We start from the raw sequence: 17,929 nt of genomic DNA on the forward strand, positions 1-17,929 counted from the left end.
AACTGCCGGATCGTTCAACCGATCATTTTTGTCTTAACTGATCGGCATTACACCCAATAGGGTGCCTTTTTCATGGGCGTGATTTTTTTGATATGCTGTTGAAAAATTTCGTCGTTTGGCAGGAGTGATGTGGTTATGGTTTATGATCTGATTGTGGTGGGCAGTGGATCGGTGGGTGCCGCCGCCGGTTTTTACGCAACCCAGGCAGGCTTATCGGTATTGATGATTGATAGTGCCCATCCTCCGCACAGCCAGGGCACACACCACGGTGAAACACGCCTGATCCGCCATGCCTATGGCGAAGGTGAACGCTACGTCCCGCTGGTGCTGCGCGCACAAACCTTGTGGGATGAGCTGGAACGTCAGAGCGGTGAACGCATCATGCATCGAAGCGGCATCCTCAATCTGGCCCCCCTCACCTCCTCATTTATCCAAAATGTCATCGACAGCGCCAAAACATATCAACTGGAAGTAAAAATCCTGCAGGCAGACGAAGTGCGCAAGCGCTGGCCGCAGATCTCTGTGCCCGACGGCTATATTGGGGTATTCGAACCTCACTCCGGCTTCCTGAAATGTGAGCAGGCAGTTCGTAGCTGGATACAGCTGGCTGAACAGGCGGGTTGTGCGCAACTGTTTAATTGCCCGGTGAGTGAAATCGCTCGCGATGGCGATTTGCAGCAAGTCACTACCCGCGACGGCGTGTTTCGCGCGCGTAAATTGTTGGTCAGTGCCGGTACCTGGGTGAGTGAACTGGTAAAAGATCTGCCGGTACAACCGGTGCGTAAAGTCTTCGCCTGGTATCAGGCAGATGGTCGATACAGCGAGAACAACCAATTTCCTGGCTTCACGGTGGAGATGCCTGATGGCAGTCACTTTTATGGCTTCCCTGCCGACAATAATGCATTAAAAGTGGGGCGTCACGATGGCGGGCAGCTGATGCAGAAACCCGAAGATCGTAAACCTTTCGGCAGTATCGCTGCAGACGGCAGTGAAGCCTTCAGCTTCCTGCGTCAGTTCTTACCAGGGGTTGGCGTTTGCTTACACGGTGAGGCCTGCAGCTATGACAACACACCTGACGAAGACTTTATTATAGATACCCTTCCAGGCGAGCCCAATCGATTAATTATTACCGGCTTGAGTGGACACGGATTTAAATTTGCCAGCGTTTTAGGTGAACTTGCCAGTGAATTTGCCCAGGATAAGCCCTTCTCCTTTGACCTGAAGCCGTTTTCACTTTCGCGCTTTGCTTAACGTTGTCTCGCTGGCGCCCCAGGCGCCAGCATTATTGACGCAAGCTGACATTAATAGTTTTTTCCTGACATTTTAGCGTTAAGATTGCCGCATTAGGTGTAGCAATATTCAATTCCATTTTATTTCCCCGCCAGCCGTACAGCCATTGTCAATATTTCTGACGCAGATATCGATATAAACGCACAATTTCCGAATGTCTTGTTAAATTTTATAGAAAGGTAAGCTTAATTGCTTTCATATTTCAAAATATGGATGCTTATTACCATCTATTTCCAGATATGGATTCACTTTTATGTGGCGTAACTCCAGACAACATTTCGGGCTAATGACCATTATGTTGCATTGGCTAATGGCGCTGGTCATTTACGGCATGTTTGCGCTGGGTCTGTGGATGGTCGGATTGGGATATTACGATGGCTGGTATCACAGCGCCCCGGAAATCCACAAGGGTATTGGCATCCTCCTGTTTGCCACATTACTGCTGCGCCTTGGCTGGCGTGTTATCTCTCCCCCGCCCGCCCCCTTACCACACTATTCCCCCTTAATTCGCCGCTCCGCCAGCCTGACTCACGGGCTGTTGTATGGCTTGTTATTGCTGCTACTGGTCAGTGGCTACCTGATATCGACCGCCGATGGCAAAGCTATCTCTGTGTTTGGGTGGTTCGAAGTGCCTGCCCTGTTAAGTGGAGCAGGTGCACAGGCCGATTTGGCTGGCGCTCTGCATTTGTGGCTGGCCTGGGGGTTAGTGCTGTTTTCCGCCCTGCATGGGCTGGCTGCATTAAAACACCATTTTATTGATCGAGACTTCACATTGAAAAGGATGCTGGGTTACCGCATCCCGTTAACCTCTGAAAAGGAGAAGTAAAATGCTAAAGAAGACGCTACTGACACTGAGTGCCGCCAGTCTGTTAGGCACCAGTTTGCTGGCCAGCGCAGCAGACTATAAATTTGATAAAGAAGGCCAGCACGCCTTCGTACAGTTCCGTATTCAGCACCTGGGTTATAGCTGGTTATACGGCACGTTTAAGGATTTTGACGGGACTTTCACCTTTGACGAAGCCAACCCTGCGAGCGATAAGGTTAACGTCACCCTGAACACCGCCAGCCTCGACACTAACCATGCCGAACGCGACAAGCATATTCGCAGTGCCGATTTCCTTAACACCGCCAAATTCCCGCAAGCGACTTTCGCCTCAACGGCAGTCAAAAAAGAGGGTAACGATTACAAGATCACAGGTGATCTGACGCTCAATGGCGTGACAAAGCCGATCACCCTTGCTGCACGCCTGCTGGGCGAAGGTAAAGATCCCTGGGGTGGCTATCGTGCCGGCTTTGAAGCTAACGGTGAAATTGTGTTGAAGGAGTTCAATATCACTAAAGATCTTGGACCGGCATCGCAGAAAGCAGAGCTGATTATTTCAGTAGAAGGTGTGCGGCAGTAAGGCAGTAAGCAGTAAGGCAGTAAGGCAGTAAGGCAGTAAGGCAGTAAGCAGATCCAGCCTGAGGTCATGCGATCTCAGGCTGGATGTCGTTTACTTTTTCTCTGGCGCGGGAATCGCCATCGTCATATTGAGTAAACCACGCGACTTGTTGAACACTTTATTGCCGTTTTCACGGCCTGCGCGGCGTGAACGCTGCTCCTCCGGTGTTAATGTCGCCTCTTCCATGCACAGCGGGCTGCAGCAGTTGTGGTATTTCTCCGCACAGCTCGGGCACTGAATGAACAGCAGATGGCATCCGTCATTAACGCAGTTAGTGTGACTGTCGCACGGCACGCCGCACTGGTGGCAACTTGAGAGAATGTCGTCAGAAATACGTTCGCCCATACGTTCATCAAACACAAAGTTTTTGCCTTTGAAACGGACAGGTAAACCCTGCTCACGCGCACGGCGGGTATATTCAATGATGCCGCCTTCAATGTGGTAAACATCATTGAAGCCTTTGTGTTTCATCCACGCACTGGCTTTTTCGCAGCGGATACCGCCGGTGCAGTACATGACAATTTTTTTGTCTTTATGCTCCTGCAGCATATCCACGGCCATCGGCAGCTGATCGCGGAAAGTGTCGGCGGGGACTTCCATCGCCTGATCGAAATGGCCCACTTCGAATTCGTAGTGATTACGCATGTCGACAAACACCGCATCGGGATCATCCAGCATCGCATTAACGTCTGCGGCTTTTAAATAGGCACCGACATCGCTGGCATCAAAGCTTTCATCTTCAATGCCATCGGCCACGATGCGCTCACGAACTTTCAGGCGCAGTACCCAGAAGGATTTGCCATCATCGTCCAGCGCAATGTTCATTCGCAAGTTATTTAAGGCCGGATCAAACGCATACAGTGCGGTTTTCATGGCTTCATACTGGCTGGCAGGTACGCTGATTTGCGCGTTGATCCCCTCTTTTGCCACGTAGACGCGTCCAAATACCTTGAGCTTTGTTAGCGCAACGTAGAGGGCATCACGGAAGGCTTTCGGATCGGCAATCTGGAAGTACTTATAAAAAGAGACTGTGGTACGCGGCTCGTTTTCAGCCAGCATACGTTCTTTCAGCTCTTTATTGGAAACAAGGTTATGTAACACTGGCATGGTGTTCGATCCTGTTAGCAATCAGAGAAATTTAGCGCGCACATGATACCTGAATTCCGCTCAATGCAAAGCCCCTGGTCAGATAATCCTGAATGGCGTGATTACCGACGCAATTCTCCGCCGCAGTTGTAGATTAATGCGCAATCTGACTGCCTTACACCCGCCTGCAGGCTATGCTTGATTTCAGTCAGCACGAAAAAATGGCATAATCACGACAAATAACAGAAACCGGACTCTCTGGCACAAGACGCAGGATACTGACATTTCCATGACTCAACTTCCCCATTTTTCCCGTGAACTTCTTCACCCGCGTTACTGGCTAACCTGGATAGGTATTGTTTTTCTTTATCTGCTGGTGTTACTTCCTTACCCGGTGCTGCATACGATTGGCTGTGGCCTGGGCCGCATTGCCATGCGCTTCTTAAAACGTCGTGTGGAAGTCGCGCAACGTAACCTGGAACTCTGTTTTCCGGATATGCCTACCAGCGAACGTGAAGCCATGGTGAAGCACAACTTTGAATCGGTTGGCATGGGGCTGATTGAAACCGGTATGGCGTGGTTCTGGCCTGACTGGCGTATTCAAAAATGGGTGACCACTTCCGGGCTCGAACATGTCAGCCATGCGCTTGCGGAAAAACGCGGCATTTTATTGATTGGCATGCATTTCCTGACGCTGGAGCTAGGTGCTCGCGTGTTTGGCATGCACAATCCAGGCATTGGCGTTTACCGGCCGAATGACAATAAGCTCATCGACTGGCTGCAAACCTGGGGACGCATGCGCTCAAATAAGAGCATGCTGGATCGTAAAGATCTCAAGGGCATGATTCGCGCCATGAAGAACAACGACATCATCTGGTACGCTCCTGATCATGATTATGGCCCGCGCAGTAGCGTGTTTGCCCCTTTCTTTGCCGTGCAGGATGCCGCAACCACCACGGGCACGCATATGTTGATTCGATTGGGCAATCCCAGCGTGATCCCGTTTCTCGCTCGCCGCCTGCCCAACGGACGCGGTTATGAGCTCAAAATGATGCCTGACATTCGCCATAAGTTCTCGCTCGAGAATGAACTCGATACCGCTATCGTGATGAATAAAGTGGTAGAAGAGACCGTTCTGTTGGCACCAGAGCAGTACATGTGGTTGCACCGCCGTTTTAAAACCCGCCCTGAAGGTCAACCATCGCTGTATTGATGTGATGTGGAGCACAGTCCGTGCTCCACGCTTTCCTGAGAAAATTTGCGTTATTTCACGACGATAGTCTGTCAATTTTAGTCAAACCGGGCCAGTCTGAATTCAGGCTGATGGCATTGTTCGGTCCATATTTAACTTTATCCATGGAGCAGAATAACCTGTCGAAATGCAGAATATCAATCTTTGTTAACAAAATGTAAACACTAAAATGCGCATCTCTTTGAATTCTCATCCAGCCGCATCAAAAAGCTTCATCCATGGAAACAGGTGGTCACGGATCTAATTTTGACGCATTCCAGGCCTATTCCTATTTAATTTTGCTGAATGCTTTTGATCCGCTTATCAATCCAGTAAAATTAACTTACATAACAAGGTATTGTCTTAGTCCACCCCCTCTATATTCTGTTTCTATGAAAGAAGAGCTATGCTTATTCCTTTCTGGAATTTGTTAGCGAAATCGATTCCAGTTAATTTCAACCGTGACAGTTAGCCAAATAACTGCCCTTCTAAAAATATAAAAAGATTACACACAGCAAATATATCGCAGGAACCTATAATATGAATAAAGGCATCTATTACTACGTGACAATCAGTACTGATCAAGAGGGCTACCACCTCTTGCATCGGAAAGAGTGTAAACGTCTACCCGTTAAGGAGGATATGGTTTTTATCGGTACGCTCTATAATTTAAATCAGGCTTTATCAACCGCTCGTATTAATTTTAAAAAGGTGAAACCCTGTATTAAATGCTGCATTCGTTACTCTGCTCCTATTATTCGCGAGTCAGTACGTCCTGTACTGCATTTCCCGCAAAAGATGATCTAAACGGTTTGGGCGGTTGAATTGCATTCATCCGCCCGCCGTTATTCTATGCCCGTCCTGCACACTTCCATTTTTCGTCTATTCTTCTGTGAAATCCCTTTCAACAGACATGGAGTTCATTATGAGCTTATACAGCACGCTTGAAGAAGCTATCGACGCCGCACGCGAGGAGTTTCTCGCCAGCCAGACGGATGTGCACGAGGACGATGTCAGCGTGAGCCAGTTCTCGCTACAAAAGTACGTGATGCAGGATGGCGACATCATGTGGCAGGCAGAGTTCTTTGACGGTGAAGGTGAACAAGGTGAGTGCTTACCGATCTGCAGCGGTGAAGCCGCTCAGGCGGTATTTGACGGCGATTTCGACGAGGTGGAACTGCGTCAGGAGTGGCAGTCGGAAAACACCCTGCACGAGTGGGATGAAGGGGAATTCCAGCTGGAGCCCCCACGCGATCTTGAAGAGGGTGAAGCGGCGGCAGAGGAATGGGAAGATGACGATAGCCCATCGGATAAATGGGCGTAAGCGTTACTCGTAAGGGCCGTGGCTGGCATCGACGGGCAGCAACAGCGTATCCATCACCAGCGAGAGTGGCAGATCAAGGATGGTCAGCACGCGCCATGGCCCGTCACGCACATCCCATTGCACACCGGGATAATACTGGCTGCCATGTCCCTGTCCTGGAATGGTTCGGCTGATAATACTGCCGCAACCGCTCAGCACGAGTGTGGTGGCACACAATACGGTTAATTTAAGGAAATAATTCACAACATTTACTCACAATGAACTGGCGTTAGTTTAACCGGGTCTCGGGTGGAATAACTACACTTGCGCGCGTAAAGATTGTGTTAGTCAGAATGTTGGCAAAAAAAAAGCGGCATCGCTGCCGCTTTCAGGGTTTTCAAGGTTAGCGCTGTGGAAGCGCCTCAGGATTGAGTTTCAATTTCTGATAACTCTCCACCCATTGATGATATTTCTCTGCACTTTCCCACAGGCGTGAGTGCACGCGCGCCAGTACGACTGGGTCACTGATCAACTGCAAACGTTGTTCACGGTTGAGTTTCTCAGGCGCATCGCTCAGAGCCTGGTCGACACGACGGTCACGCGCATGATCAAGCAACGCACTCTGTTTATGGCGCGACGTGGCCATAGCGGTTGCCAGGGCGTTGAATGCCGGGTTGAACAAAGCGTGCATAAAGCCATTCTTCAACGCACGCTCGCGATTCAGTTGCAGGTAGTGATCGGTATCAACCAGTTCTTTCGGTGGTTCATACTCTTCCGGGATCAGGAACAGCTTCGCATTCTTACTCTTTTGCCCCACCGTTGCACGGCTCGACATCACCGACACAAACGGCGACAGGATCAGTGAGAATACAATCGGCGCCAGCCACCACAGGAAGTTCAGATCGAGCACACCCATACCGGCCGCCCAAACAATACCTAACAGCATCTGAGAACCATGACGACGGAAAGCTTCGCCCCATGGTGTGGCATCGTCATCACGCTGCGGTGAGTTCCACACCACTTCCCAGCCGAGGAACGCGCTGACCACGAATACCGTATGGAACAGCATACGCACCGGTGCCAGCAGCACCGAGAACAGCATTTCCAGAATCAGCGAGCAGAACAGGCGAATGGCACCACCGTACGGCTTGGCACCTTTGAACCAGATCAACACCACACTGAGCAGTTTCGGCAGGAACAGCAGGACCAACGTGGTAGAGAACAGCGCGATCGCCAAATCAGGACGCCACTGCGGCCACACCGGGAACAACTGGCGCGGTTGCAGGAAGTAGGTCGGTTCCATCAGCGTATGTACCACCTGCAACGCGGTGGACAAGGCGAGGAACATAAACCACAACGGCGCTGACAGATAAGACATCACACCGGTCAGGAACACTGCACGGTGAACCGGGTGCATCCCCTTCACCAGGAACAGGCGGAAGTTCATCAGGTTACCGTGGCACCAGCGACGGTCACGCTTCAGTTCATCCAGCAGGTTCGGCGGCAGTTCTTCATAAGAGCCCGGCAGATCATAGGCGATCCACACCCCCCAACCCGCACGACGCATCAGCGCGGCTTCAACGAAGTCATGCGACAGAATCGAACCAGCAAAAGAACCTTCACCTGGCAGCGGCGCTAACGCGCAGTGCTCGATGAAAGGCTGAACACGGATGATGGCGTTGTGCCCCCAATAGTGCGATTCACCCAACTGCCAGAAGTGCAGACCGGCGGTAAACAGTGGACCGTAAACACGGGTGGCGAACTGCTGGCAACGTGCATACAGCGTATCCATGCCTGACGCTTTTGGCGACGACTGGATAATACCGGCGTTCGGATTGGCTTCCATCATGCGCACCAGGCCGGTGAGACACTCACCGCTCATCACGCTGTCGGCATCCAGCACCACCATGTAGCTGTAATTGCTGCCCCAGCGACGGCAGAAGTCATCGATGTTACCGCTTTTACGCTTCACACGACGACGGCGACGGCGATAGAAAATCTTGCCTGCGCCTCCGACATCACGCACCAGCTCCATCCAGGCTTTCTGCTCAGCGATGGCGATATCCGCATCGTAGCTGTCGCTCAGGATATAGACATCGAAGTGCTCGGCATTACCGGTGCGCTGCACCGATTCCCAGGTGGCACGCAGACCGGCGAATACGCGTTCAACGTCTTCGTTACAGATCGGCATGATCAGTGCAGTACGATGCTCCGGATTGAGCGGCTCATCACCGGTGGTCGAATACGAGATGCTGTACTTGTCGCGACCCATCATCAACTGCAGGAAGCCCATCAACGCAGTCCAGAAACCCGCAGACACCCAGCAGAACAGAATGGCAAACAGGAACAATATCCCGGTTTGCAAAATGTAAGGCAGGATCAGCTCTACCGATTGCAGCCAGTTCTGGTTAAACAACTCGATCGGATCGAGCAGCGTCCAGCCCTGATAGGGCAGAATGGTTTTCATGTACCAGGTCGCCACTACCGTCTGCAAAATCGTCAGAATCAGCAGGACATAACGGCGCATAGAACCGACATGACGCCACTTATCCTCGGTCTTTTGCTCTTCCGCTGTGGCATAACGCGGCGTGGATTTTTTCCCACGCACAGAATCCCATGCACGCGCGATAGGGTTGGTGCGCCAGATCTCAGGGAACATCAGCGAGCGCTTCACTTTAGGCATCGCCTTCAGCGTGGTGCGGTCGAGATAATCCTTACTGAGTTGTTGACCCTCAGCCAGTGAATCCGGCCAGGCCATCTGTACGCGTGATGACACCGATTTTAGCGGCGCATCATCCGGGCGATCGCTGGCGGCAACATCTTGCCCCAGCGCCGTATGAATAGCGTGGAACGCCTGGGCATTCTGTAACGAATCACTCAGACGAGCGCGCCCCGCCGCATCAAGCGGCAGGGCCTCCACGTAAGATTGAGGTAAAAAAGTCGATTTATTCATTGGCAGGTAGCTGATAGCTCCAGGTTTCCGTCAATGTCTTGTCGCCGCTCACCAGCGCCGCACGCATTTCGGTCGGCTGCTTGTTATCTTTCACGCGCAGACGCAAGACCAGACGCCAGCCTTTAGTCACCGGGTTGTAGCGCACACTCTGCTCAACCACATCGGCGTTGTTGCCCACACTGACCTGAGGCGCAACCTGGGTATTGTCCGGCAGTTTGCTCATCGCTTTACCGACGAAGTCGATGGTAAAGGCGATAGAACCATCCGGTTGACGCACCAGGTTAGACTGCTTCACATCACCCGCAGAACGCAGTGTGTTTTTCACCCAGGCCACATCATCCTGATGCAGTTGGTTTTCATCACGCGTGAAGTGCAGACGATACTGGAAGTTCATCTCTTTGCCCGGCTCTGGCAATGACTCTGGTGTCCAGAAAGCCACAATGTTGTCGTTGGTTTCATCCGCTGTCGGGATTTCGACCAGTTCGACACGGCCTTTGCCCCAGTCACCCTGTGGCTCAACCCAACCGCTTGGACGCAGATCGTAGCGATCGTCGAGATCCTGATAATGGCTGAAATCGCGGCCACGCTGCAGCAAACCGAACCCTTTCGGGTTTTCCACGGTGAACGTGCTCACCGCCAGGTGTTTCGGGTTGTTCAGCGGACGCCAAATCCATTCACCGTTGCCAGCATGAATCGACAATCCGTTAGAATCGTGCAGCTCATTGCGGAAATTGGTCACCGGTGAAGGCTGGTTAGCGCCAAACAGGAACATACTGGTGAGTGGTGCCACGCCCAGTTTGCCGACGTTATCACGCAGGTAAACTTTAGACTGCACATCCACCGTCGACTCTTTGCCCGGTTTGATAATGAAGCGATAGGCACCGGACGCACGTGGTGAATCCAGCAGTGCGTAGATCACCAGCTGCTTGTCCTGAGGTTTTGGACGTTCAATCCAGAACTCTTTAAAGCGTGGGAACTCCTCGCCTGATGGCAGCGCGGTATCAATGGCCAGGCCACGCGCAGAAAGACCATACACCTGACCTTCGCCAATCACGCGGAAATAGCTGGCGCCCAGGAAACTGGTGATTTCGTCGTCTTTACCCTTTTTGTTTAAAGGATACAGCACTTTAAATCCGGCAAACCCGAGATTCTTGACGGAATCAGCATCGTGTTTCACGTTGCCGAAGTTGAAATAGTCAGGGTTATATTTGATTTCACGTACTGATGAGGCGGTGACTTCATTGATTTTCACCGGCGTATCGAAATACATGCCCTGATGGTAAAACTCGAGCTTAAACGGCGTGCGCAGTTTGCCCCAGTATGCTTTGTCGTGGTTAAACTGGATCTGCTGATAATCCGCAAATTTCATATCACGAAACTGAGAGGGTAAATTGCTCTTCGGCGCTTCGTAACCTTTCCCTGCCAGCGCCTTGGCTTGTTTTGCCACATCATCAATGTTGAACGCCCAGCTATTGTTGGCGTACAACGCCAGCAGAACTGCCGCGCCTACCCAGCGCATTTTTACCAGTCCCACTTTTTTATTCACATTATTTAGCACATCCCCCCCTTTCGTGTGCTCAGATCAAACCCGTTTATCTTAAAGGATTATTCGGTTTTCCGACAGCTTATGCACAAGATTGTTCCGCTGATTTGTAAGCTGAAAGTGTGCTTTTCGGATAATTAAACCCTTCAGGTTAAGATACAGAATCACCTGATAGTATACGCTGTTTACAGGCGGTAGAATTTTCATCCAGCATAATCCGGTTTCAGGGTGAAACCGGCAAGTAAACTGACAAATTGGAAGCTTATGAGTTCAGCAAAACCCGAACGCGAATATTTTCTCGACTCCATTCGAGCGTACTTAATGTTATTAGGCGTGCCCTTTCACGTCTCGTTGATTTACTCCACACAGCGCTGGGCCGTGAATAGCCACGATGCCTCGATGTGGTTAACCGTTTTGAATGACTTCATCCACGCCTTCCGCATGCAGGTGTTCTTTGTTATTTCTGGTTATTTTTCCTACATGCTTTACCTGCGCTATCAGCCTCAACGCTGGCTGAAGGTCCGCATGGAGCGCGTGGGGATCCCGCTGTTAACCGCCATTCCGCTCATTACCCTGCCGCAGTTTTTTATGCTAAAAAATCTGACCGACAAAGTGGGTAATTGGGACAGTTTTTCTCTGTATGACAAGTACAACACGCTGGCATGGGAACTGATTTCTCATCTGTGGTTTTTACTGGTTTTAGTGATTCTGACGGCACTCGGCATGCTGACCTTCCGCTGGCTGCGCACTCAGCAGCGGAAGATTGATTATCAGCAGGTAGGCTGGGGGAAACTGACGCTGACATTGATGGCTTATGCATTGGTCTGGTGCCTGTTCCGTCGCGCGCTGTTCTATGCCGTACCGGCCGTGTTCGCCGATGGTCTGTTCAGCGTGGCCGTGATGCAAACCCTGACGTTCCTGCCGTTCTTTATGCTGGGCGCATTAGCATGGAAACATCAGGCGCTGAAAGCCTTGTTTGTGCGTTTCAATCCGGTGATGTGTTTTGGCGCCATTGCGGTATTTATCGCTTACAGCCTGAATCAGCGATACAGCAGCGGTGATGGCTGGCTGTATGAAATCGATGAAGTGATCTCAACCCTGATGGGACTTTGTATGCTGAATGTCTGCTTTAGCTTTGGCCACAAGCTGCTGAATAGCCATTCACCGCGCATCATGTATTTAGTGAATGCCTCGCTGTTTATCTATCTGGTGCATCATCCGCTGACGATTCTGTATGGCATTTACGTTACCCCGCACATTAGCAGCAACACCCTGGGTTTCTTTGTCGGTCTGCTGATGGTGTTTGGGATGGCCTTTATGCTGTATGAAATCCATCTGCGCATCCCGCTGCTGCGTTTCCTGTTCTCCGGTAAACCACAGCGCAATACGGTTAAAGCGCCCTCTGCCACACGGTAATCTGCATTAGCCCCTGCAATGCGGGGGCGATTGTTGTCCGGTGCGTCAGGATGTCTTTGTCATTTACAACAACCACTCCACCGGTAAGCGCCACACCAACCGCACCAGCAGTCTTTGTATCCACGTACACTGCGGCTCATGCTTGTGCACCACCTCACCTGCTTCACCGGCATACTCAACCCAGTTCACCCGCCCCCAGTTGTCCAGACGCAGTGTCCAGGCGTGATCGCGCATCCCGGCTATAAAGCGCTGATGAGTTTGCTGCGCCAGGGCTTCACTCTCAATCACCAGTCCCATTTCGGTATTCAGCACCGCAGAGCGGGGATCAAAATTAAACGAGCCGATAAACACCTTTCGGTTATCGACAGTGAAGGTTTTCGCATGCAAGCTTGAGCCGGAATTACCGGTTAACCCACGGTCATGCGGGGCTTCACTGGCATTAGCTTGTGGCTTCATTTCATACAGCGCGATACCGTGACGCAGCAGCTTTTTACGCCAGCGCGCATAACCTGCGTGCACCACGGACACATCATTGGCCGCCAGTGAATTGGTGAGTATGGCGATTTTGACACCCCGCCGCTTCAGTGCGACCAGATGAGCCACGCCGGCACGCGTGGGCACAAAATACGCCGAGATGATATCGAACTGCTGCTGCGGCGTGCCAATCACCTCCAGCATACGTTGCGGCAATAGGCTGGAACGTTTCGCTTTGCCCAGTCCCTTGCGCGGATCATCACTCAACAGACGCGATTCTGCCCACGTCATCTGCATTGATCCCTGTTCCATTTGGCTGACAAAAGAAGAGTGCTCCAGCCGCGCCAGATAACGCTGAACGGCTTCACTCTGCTGCCACTCTGCCGGTAAACGCACAGCCTGATGGGCATCGCCCGAGACATCCACTACCGCGCGCAAGGGTGAAACCGCTTTGCTCTGCCAGTAGCGCTCGAAATCGTGCGCGACCTGATGTACCACCGGGCCAATCGCCAGCACATCCAAATCGGTAAACAGCGGCTCATCGCCAGTACCGAAATATTCGTCGCCGATATTGCGCCCACCGACCAGTGTCACGGCCCCATCCACCGTCAGGCTCTTGTTATGCATGCGTCGATTAAGCCGGGCGAAATCGGTCAGGTAGCCGAGCGCGCGTAAGGTGCGAAAGGAAAACGGATTGAACAAGCGCACCGCAATATTCGGATGGCGATCCAGTTCGGCCAGCGTGTCATCCAGGCCCGGCGTATTGTTGTCATCTAATAGCAAGCGCACTTTGACGCCCCGTTCGGCAGCATCCAGCAGCGCGCTAAACAGCAAACGCCCTGACATATCGTTGTGCCAGATGTAGTACTGCACATCAATGGTGTGCTGCGCCATGCCCATCAACAGATAGCGCGCGGCAAAGGCGTCCAAACCATCGTTGAGGGGATGGATGCCACTCATCTCGGGATGCAGCGCACAACGTGCATCAACAATCTCTCGTAACCCTTCGCCCGATGGCGGCTGCTGAACGGATGCTGCTTCACTCATACCGAATCCCTGAATTCACTGGATCTATTATTGTTGGTCTTGCCCGCGCCGGATGGCAATCAGAGACATCTGCTACTGCTCGCTGACGCGCCTTTCATTTACAGTCTAGACTTAGGCTTGCGTTCTGCCCCCGACGTTTACCGTGAGGAGAGGATGATGACTCAGCAATCCCCGCGCCATCACCCGCAGCTTTTCCGCAGTTTCTTCCAGGGTAGCTTCCCCTGCTCCACCGCCTGTCGCAGTGGTGGCCGGCGTATGGATATGGTGATCAGTAGTGGTCACGACATGTTACTGGAGAAAGATTACGCTGCACTGGCGCAGGAAGGATTACACACTGCCCGCGACGGTGCACGCTGGCATTTGATCGAAGCCACGCCTGACAAATACGACTGGCGCAGTTTTTTACCCATGGTTCATGCCGCCGCACGTCATGATATGCAGATTATCTGGGAGCTGGCGCATTTTGGATACCCGGAACATCTCGATATCTGGCGCAGCGCCTTTGTCGATCATTTTGAGCGTTTCGCACGTGCCATGGCACAACTGATGCGTGATGAAGGCGTTGAACACCCTTTTTTCACCCCGATAAACCAAATCTCGTTCTGGTCATGGGCAGGAGCCGATGTTTCCTGGCTTGATCCCTATGCCAGCGAGCGTGGCCGCGAACTTAAACGCCAGCTGGTACGCGCCTCGCTGGCGGCGATGCAGGCGATTCGTGAAGTTTATCCTGATGCGCGCTTTGTGCTCACCGATCCGCTGGTACAAATCGCCGCCGATCCCGACAACCCCGACAGTAAGCCCTATGCAGATGCACAGCATCAGTCCCAATTTGAAGCCTGGGACTGGATTGCCGGGCGCGATGCGCCGGAGCTGGGCGGACGTGAAGATTTCCTCGATATCCTCGGCCTGAATTACTACCCCGATAACCACTGGTTCTTTTCCGGCGATACCATCCCTGCTGAACACGCGACTTATCAACCGCTGCATCGCCTGATGCTGCAGTGCTGGCAGCGCTATCAACGTCCACTATTACTGGCAGAGACCGGTGCGGAAGGTGACGCACGCGCTCCCTGGCTGCGGCATGTCACGGAAGAGGCGCTGTTAGCACTGGATGAAGGCGTGGCGCTGGAAGGGATTTCGCTCTATCCGGTAGTCGAATATCCGGCCTGGGCAGACGATCGACGTTCACCTGGCGCGCTGTTTGGCCTGGGCGATCCGAATGGCAATCGCACGCTGCACGAAGCGCTGGCGCTAGAGCTGCGCAGTCAGCAAATTAAGTGGCACAAGCGGGAGCAGCAGGATTAAGAGTTTTGCGTCGGATTAACTTTTGGCGGACAGGTTTGTACATCAAGTGTGGGATCGGCGGGATGGCGCACATCAGTCAGCCACGTCATAGTGAACAGAAACACCACGCCAATTAAACAGGCGGAGAGCAGGCCAATTATGGCGATCAGTTTGTCATCTCGGGCTTCCATCGACATCTCCTTGCAGGCTTCCATGAACTGTTGCTGACCTTAGCTCATCCATAATGTCACCATCAGGACGAAGATTATAAGGGTAACAGAGGTCACTGCAAGTACCACAATAGCGAAGTGCGCATCATCCAGAGATTGTCGTAAAGGCTCGTCGTGATCGTCAGGTGGCGCGGGTGAACTCATGTTGACTCAATAACAAAGGACTTTTATGCGCAGGATTGCCGCACTGAGTGTAATGGAATGCGTGGCAAGGTACAGAAATATTTCAGTATAAAAGGACAACAGGGACGCGATGGCGTCCCTGTTAAGCGCGGATTAGAAATCGTAGCTCATGGAGACTTTCAAGGTGCGAGGATCGCCCTGGTAAATGTAGGTGCCGTAGCTTTCTACGCTTGACCAGTACTTCTCATTGGTGACGTTATCAACGCCCACGCGCCAGACCATATCATGGTCGTTCAGCTTGGTGCGGTAACGCACACCGAGATCCAGCGTGGTGTAACTATCCAGCGACTTGGTGTTCTGCGCATCGGCATACTGTGAGCCTGAATGGTTAACATAAGCCGTGGCTGTTAAGCCATCCACCGGTTTGATGTCGTATTCGGCACCCAGAACAAAGTAGTAACGAGGAACGCCAATCGCCTGTTTGCCATTCAATGTGCCGTTAGCAGATTCGGTGATCTGTGCATCCAGCCAGGTGGCACTGCCGTTCAGACGGAAACCTAAAACCGGTTCGCCAAACAGATTCAGCTCAACCCCGCGGTTACGTTGCTCGCCGTTCAGCGCATAAACATTATCGCTGTTAGTGATCGCGTTAGGTTTGCGGATATCAAACAGTGACAGCGCTCCACCAACACGATCAAAGTCAACCTTCACGCCCACTTCATTCTGCTTAGAGTGCGCGATCCCGGTGGTTTTACCGTAGTTGGCGGCGGTATTTGGCGCCGCGCTACCCGGTTGCAGGGCTTCGGTGTGGTTGGCATAGAAAGAAACCTCTTTCCATGGCTTATACACCACGCCGTAAGTTGGCATCCAGCGGCTGGCATCAAAGCGAGAATCGGTATCTTCCGCACCTGAGTTGTTATCGTAGCTACGTACCACGACTTTCTGATGACGAGCACCGGCAGTGAACAATACGGTGTCATCAAAGAAGCCTAAGGTATCGCTCAGCAGATAACCCTGAGTACGCGTGCGGCCCGTGGTCAGCGGATCGTGGTAATCACCACTCCCTGAGGTCGTTTCCGGGACAGCAGTGGTCGGGGTGTTATAAATATTGGTGTCTACTGACGCTGCGCCATAACGCCACGCCGTTTTATTCGCCTGAGTGACAGCAGAATAACCAAAGTTAACTTTGTGGGTGACAAATCCGGTGGTGAAGTTACCGCGAATACCCGTCATGCCACTGAAAGCATCGCTGATACGGTTGGTATCTAAGCGGCCATACTGCGCATCGCCGCTGGCATCGGAGACCGCCGGGCTGGCATACAGGCCAATTTCATGGGAGTGCTGAGCACCCACCGCACCGTACCAGGTCCAGCTATCGGTTAAATCATACTCGGCCTTCGCCATACCGAATTCACTCTCGATATTGCTGTAGACCCAATGCTGGCTGGTGTTATGCGTGGCAGCTGTGGGGGCAGGAATGAAGTCTAGCCCACTCACGTTGACGCCGATACGGTCACCGTGGAAGGTCTGTTTCTGGTAGCCGACGTCCAGTGAGGTACGCAGGCGATCGCCACGGAAATCCAGGCCAAGTGAAGCGGCAGTGGTGCGGCGTTTAGCGCCATGCACTGCGGTCTCACCTTCACGATCCAGTACATTGACGCGAACGCCAAATTGATTGTTATCACCAAAACGACGTCCGGCATCAACCGATCCGCCCACCTGAGAAGACGACGTGTAATCCAGGCCGACACGCGCCATTGGCGTATCTTCCGCGTGTTTTGGCTCAAGGTTGATCATGCCGCCAACGCCTGACGTTGCCGCACCGTTAACCAGTGAGTTAGCGCCTTTAAACACTTCCACGCGATCAATCAATTGGGTATCGATGACCTGACGCGGCACGACACCTGGCAGTCCGCCATAGGTCATGTCATCGCCATCCAGCTCAAAACCACGAATGCGATAGGTTTCAGCGTAGTTGCCGTAACCCTGAACGTTCTGCACGCTGGCATCATTACGCACGACGTCAGCGATGGTTTTCGCCTGCTGATCCTGAATCATTTTCGAGGTAAAGCCGATGACGTTAAACGGCACGTCCATGGCATTCTGCTCACCCAGCATGCCGAGGCGGCCGCCGTGGGCAATTTGCCCGTCAAGGTATGCGGGCACTAAATCATTGCCGCCGGATTTGAAATCAGCTTGTGGCGTCGCGGTCACGGTCAGCGTCTGCTGTTCATTTTTGGCCGCGGTTGAAGACGTTGTGGTGTTGGTGGTAGCAGCCATCACTGGCAAACAACCGGCACTGACCAGAACAGCAAGCAGCGTCGGTTTCAGTCCGGGATTGAAAGGCGAAGTACGCATGGATATCCCCTGATACGAAATATATTGATAATCATTTTTATTACGGTTTGCGATTATGCGGAGTGCCAATGCGAAAGCAAGTAAAATCGCTGAACTTACTCAACTAAACGTGGTCGGATGCGCTTCTTTGTTAAGAAAGCGAAAACACT

15 protein-coding genes are annotated in these 17,929 nt (G+C 52.2%); 8 read left to right on the plus strand and 7 right to left on the minus strand.

Annotated features, from left to right (window positions below):
- Window positions 1-135: 135 nt before the first annotated feature.
- The 3 genes from solA (at window position 136) to IAE30_RS16970 (ending at window position 2,693) form a co-directional block, all read left to right on the plus strand.
- Complete coding sequence (gene solA / locus IAE30_RS16960) at window positions 136-1,251, plus strand: N-methyl-L-tryptophan oxidase (RefSeq protein ID WP_034820146.1); 1,116 nt, start codon at window positions 136-138, stop codon at window positions 1,249-1,251.
- 292 nt (window positions 1,252-1,543) lie between these two features.
- Window positions 1,544-2,116 (plus strand): cytochrome b, encoded by a 573-nt coding sequence (locus IAE30_RS16965; RefSeq protein WP_038647638.1) that lies wholly within the window; start codon window positions 1,544-1,546, stop codon window positions 2,114-2,116.
- A gap of 1 nt (window position 2,117) precedes the next feature.
- Window positions 2,118-2,693, plus strand: coding sequence for a YceI family protein (locus IAE30_RS16970; protein ID WP_038647640.1), 576 nt, complete (start codon window positions 2,118-2,120; stop codon window positions 2,691-2,693).
- A gap of 90 nt (window positions 2,694-2,783) precedes the next feature.
- Here IAE30_RS16970 and IAE30_RS16975 read toward each other — a convergent pair whose 3' ends face one another.
- Window positions 2,784-3,839, minus strand: coding sequence for a rhodanese-related sulfurtransferase (locus IAE30_RS16975; protein WP_038647642.1), 1,056 nt, complete (start codon window positions 3,837-3,839; stop codon window positions 2,784-2,786).
- A 268-nt stretch (window positions 3,840-4,107) separates the two neighbouring features.
- Between IAE30_RS16975 and IAE30_RS16980 the strand changes: the two genes are divergently transcribed.
- The 3 genes from IAE30_RS16980 to IAE30_RS16990 all read left to right on the plus strand — a co-directional run bounded on the left by IAE30_RS16980 (window position 4,108) and on the right by IAE30_RS16990 (window position 6,373).
- Complete coding sequence (locus IAE30_RS16980) at window positions 4,108-5,031, plus strand: Kdo(2)-lipid IV(A) acyltransferase (RefSeq protein ID WP_200680461.1); 924 nt, start codon at window positions 4,108-4,110, stop codon at window positions 5,029-5,031.
- Window positions 5,032-5,589: 558 nt separating this feature from the next.
- On the plus strand, window positions 5,590-5,856 hold the full coding sequence (locus IAE30_RS16985; RefSeq protein WP_034820172.1) for a hypothetical protein: 267 nt from the start codon (window positions 5,590-5,592) through the stop codon (window positions 5,854-5,856).
- Window positions 5,857-5,974: 118 nt separating this feature from the next.
- A complete protein-coding gene (locus tag IAE30_RS16990) occupies window positions 5,975-6,373 on the plus strand; it encodes a MysB family protein (protein ID WP_038647646.1) in 399 nt (132 codons plus the stop codon).
- A gap of 3 nt (window positions 6,374-6,376) precedes the next feature.
- On the opposite strand, the gene IAE30_RS16995 is transcribed toward IAE30_RS16990, so the two are convergent.
- From IAE30_RS16995 to IAE30_RS17005, 3 genes are all read right to left on the minus strand, one after another.
- Entirely contained in the window at window positions 6,377-6,616 is a 240-nt protein-coding gene (locus tag IAE30_RS16995; protein ID WP_038647648.1) for a YceK/YidQ family lipoprotein, read from the minus strand.
- 139 nt (window positions 6,617-6,755) lie between these two features.
- Window positions 6,756-9,305, minus strand: a complete 2,550-nt coding sequence (gene mdoH, locus IAE30_RS17000) for a glucans biosynthesis glucosyltransferase MdoH (protein WP_038647650.1) — start codon at window positions 9,303-9,305, stop codon at window positions 6,756-6,758.
- Window positions 9,298-10,833 (minus strand): glucan biosynthesis protein G, encoded by a 1,536-nt coding sequence (locus IAE30_RS17005; protein WP_176505813.1) that lies wholly within the window; start codon window positions 10,831-10,833, stop codon window positions 9,298-9,300. Before IAE30_RS17005 ends, mdoH begins: the two co-directional genes overlap by 8 nt.
- A 279-nt stretch (window positions 10,834-11,112) precedes the next feature.
- Between IAE30_RS17005 and mdoC the strand changes: the two genes are divergently transcribed.
- The gene (mdoC, locus tag IAE30_RS17010) at window positions 11,113-12,264 is read left to right on the plus strand and encodes a glucans biosynthesis protein MdoC (RefSeq protein WP_038647655.1); all 1,152 of its coding nucleotides are present in this window, start codon (window positions 11,113-11,115) and stop codon (window positions 12,262-12,264) included.
- Window positions 12,265-12,327: 63 nt separating this feature from the next.
- Here the strand turns inward: mdoC and IAE30_RS17015 are convergent, their stop codons facing one another.
- Entirely contained in the window at window positions 12,328-13,785 is a 1,458-nt protein-coding gene (locus tag IAE30_RS17015) for a phosphatidylserine/phosphatidylglycerophosphate/cardiolipin synthase family protein (protein WP_200537235.1), read from the minus strand.
- A 156-nt stretch (window positions 13,786-13,941) separates the two neighbouring features.
- Between IAE30_RS17015 and IAE30_RS17020 the strand changes: the two genes are divergently transcribed.
- Window positions 13,942-15,090: a beta-glucosidase gene (locus IAE30_RS17020; protein WP_038647659.1), complete on the plus strand. Its 1,149-nt coding sequence runs from the start codon at window positions 13,942-13,944 to the stop codon at window positions 15,088-15,090.
- Here IAE30_RS17020 and IAE30_RS17025 read toward each other — a convergent pair.
- Window positions 15,087-15,260: a hypothetical protein gene (locus tag IAE30_RS17025; RefSeq protein WP_200680463.1), complete on the minus strand. Its 174-nt coding sequence runs from the start codon at window positions 15,258-15,260 to the stop codon at window positions 15,087-15,089. The two genes, IAE30_RS17020 and IAE30_RS17025, sit on opposite strands and share 4 nt — an antisense overlap.
- A 315-nt stretch (window positions 15,261-15,575) precedes the next feature.
- A complete protein-coding gene (locus tag IAE30_RS17030) occupies window positions 15,576-17,780 on the minus strand; it encodes a TonB-dependent siderophore receptor (RefSeq protein WP_038647661.1) in 2,205 nt (734 codons plus the stop codon).
- Window positions 17,781-17,929: the final 149 nt, after the last annotated feature.

This window comes from Pantoea sp. S61 (assembly GCF_016625145.1).
Lineage (GTDB): Bacteria > Pseudomonadota > Gammaproteobacteria > Enterobacterales > Enterobacteriaceae > Pantoea > Pantoea rwandensis_B.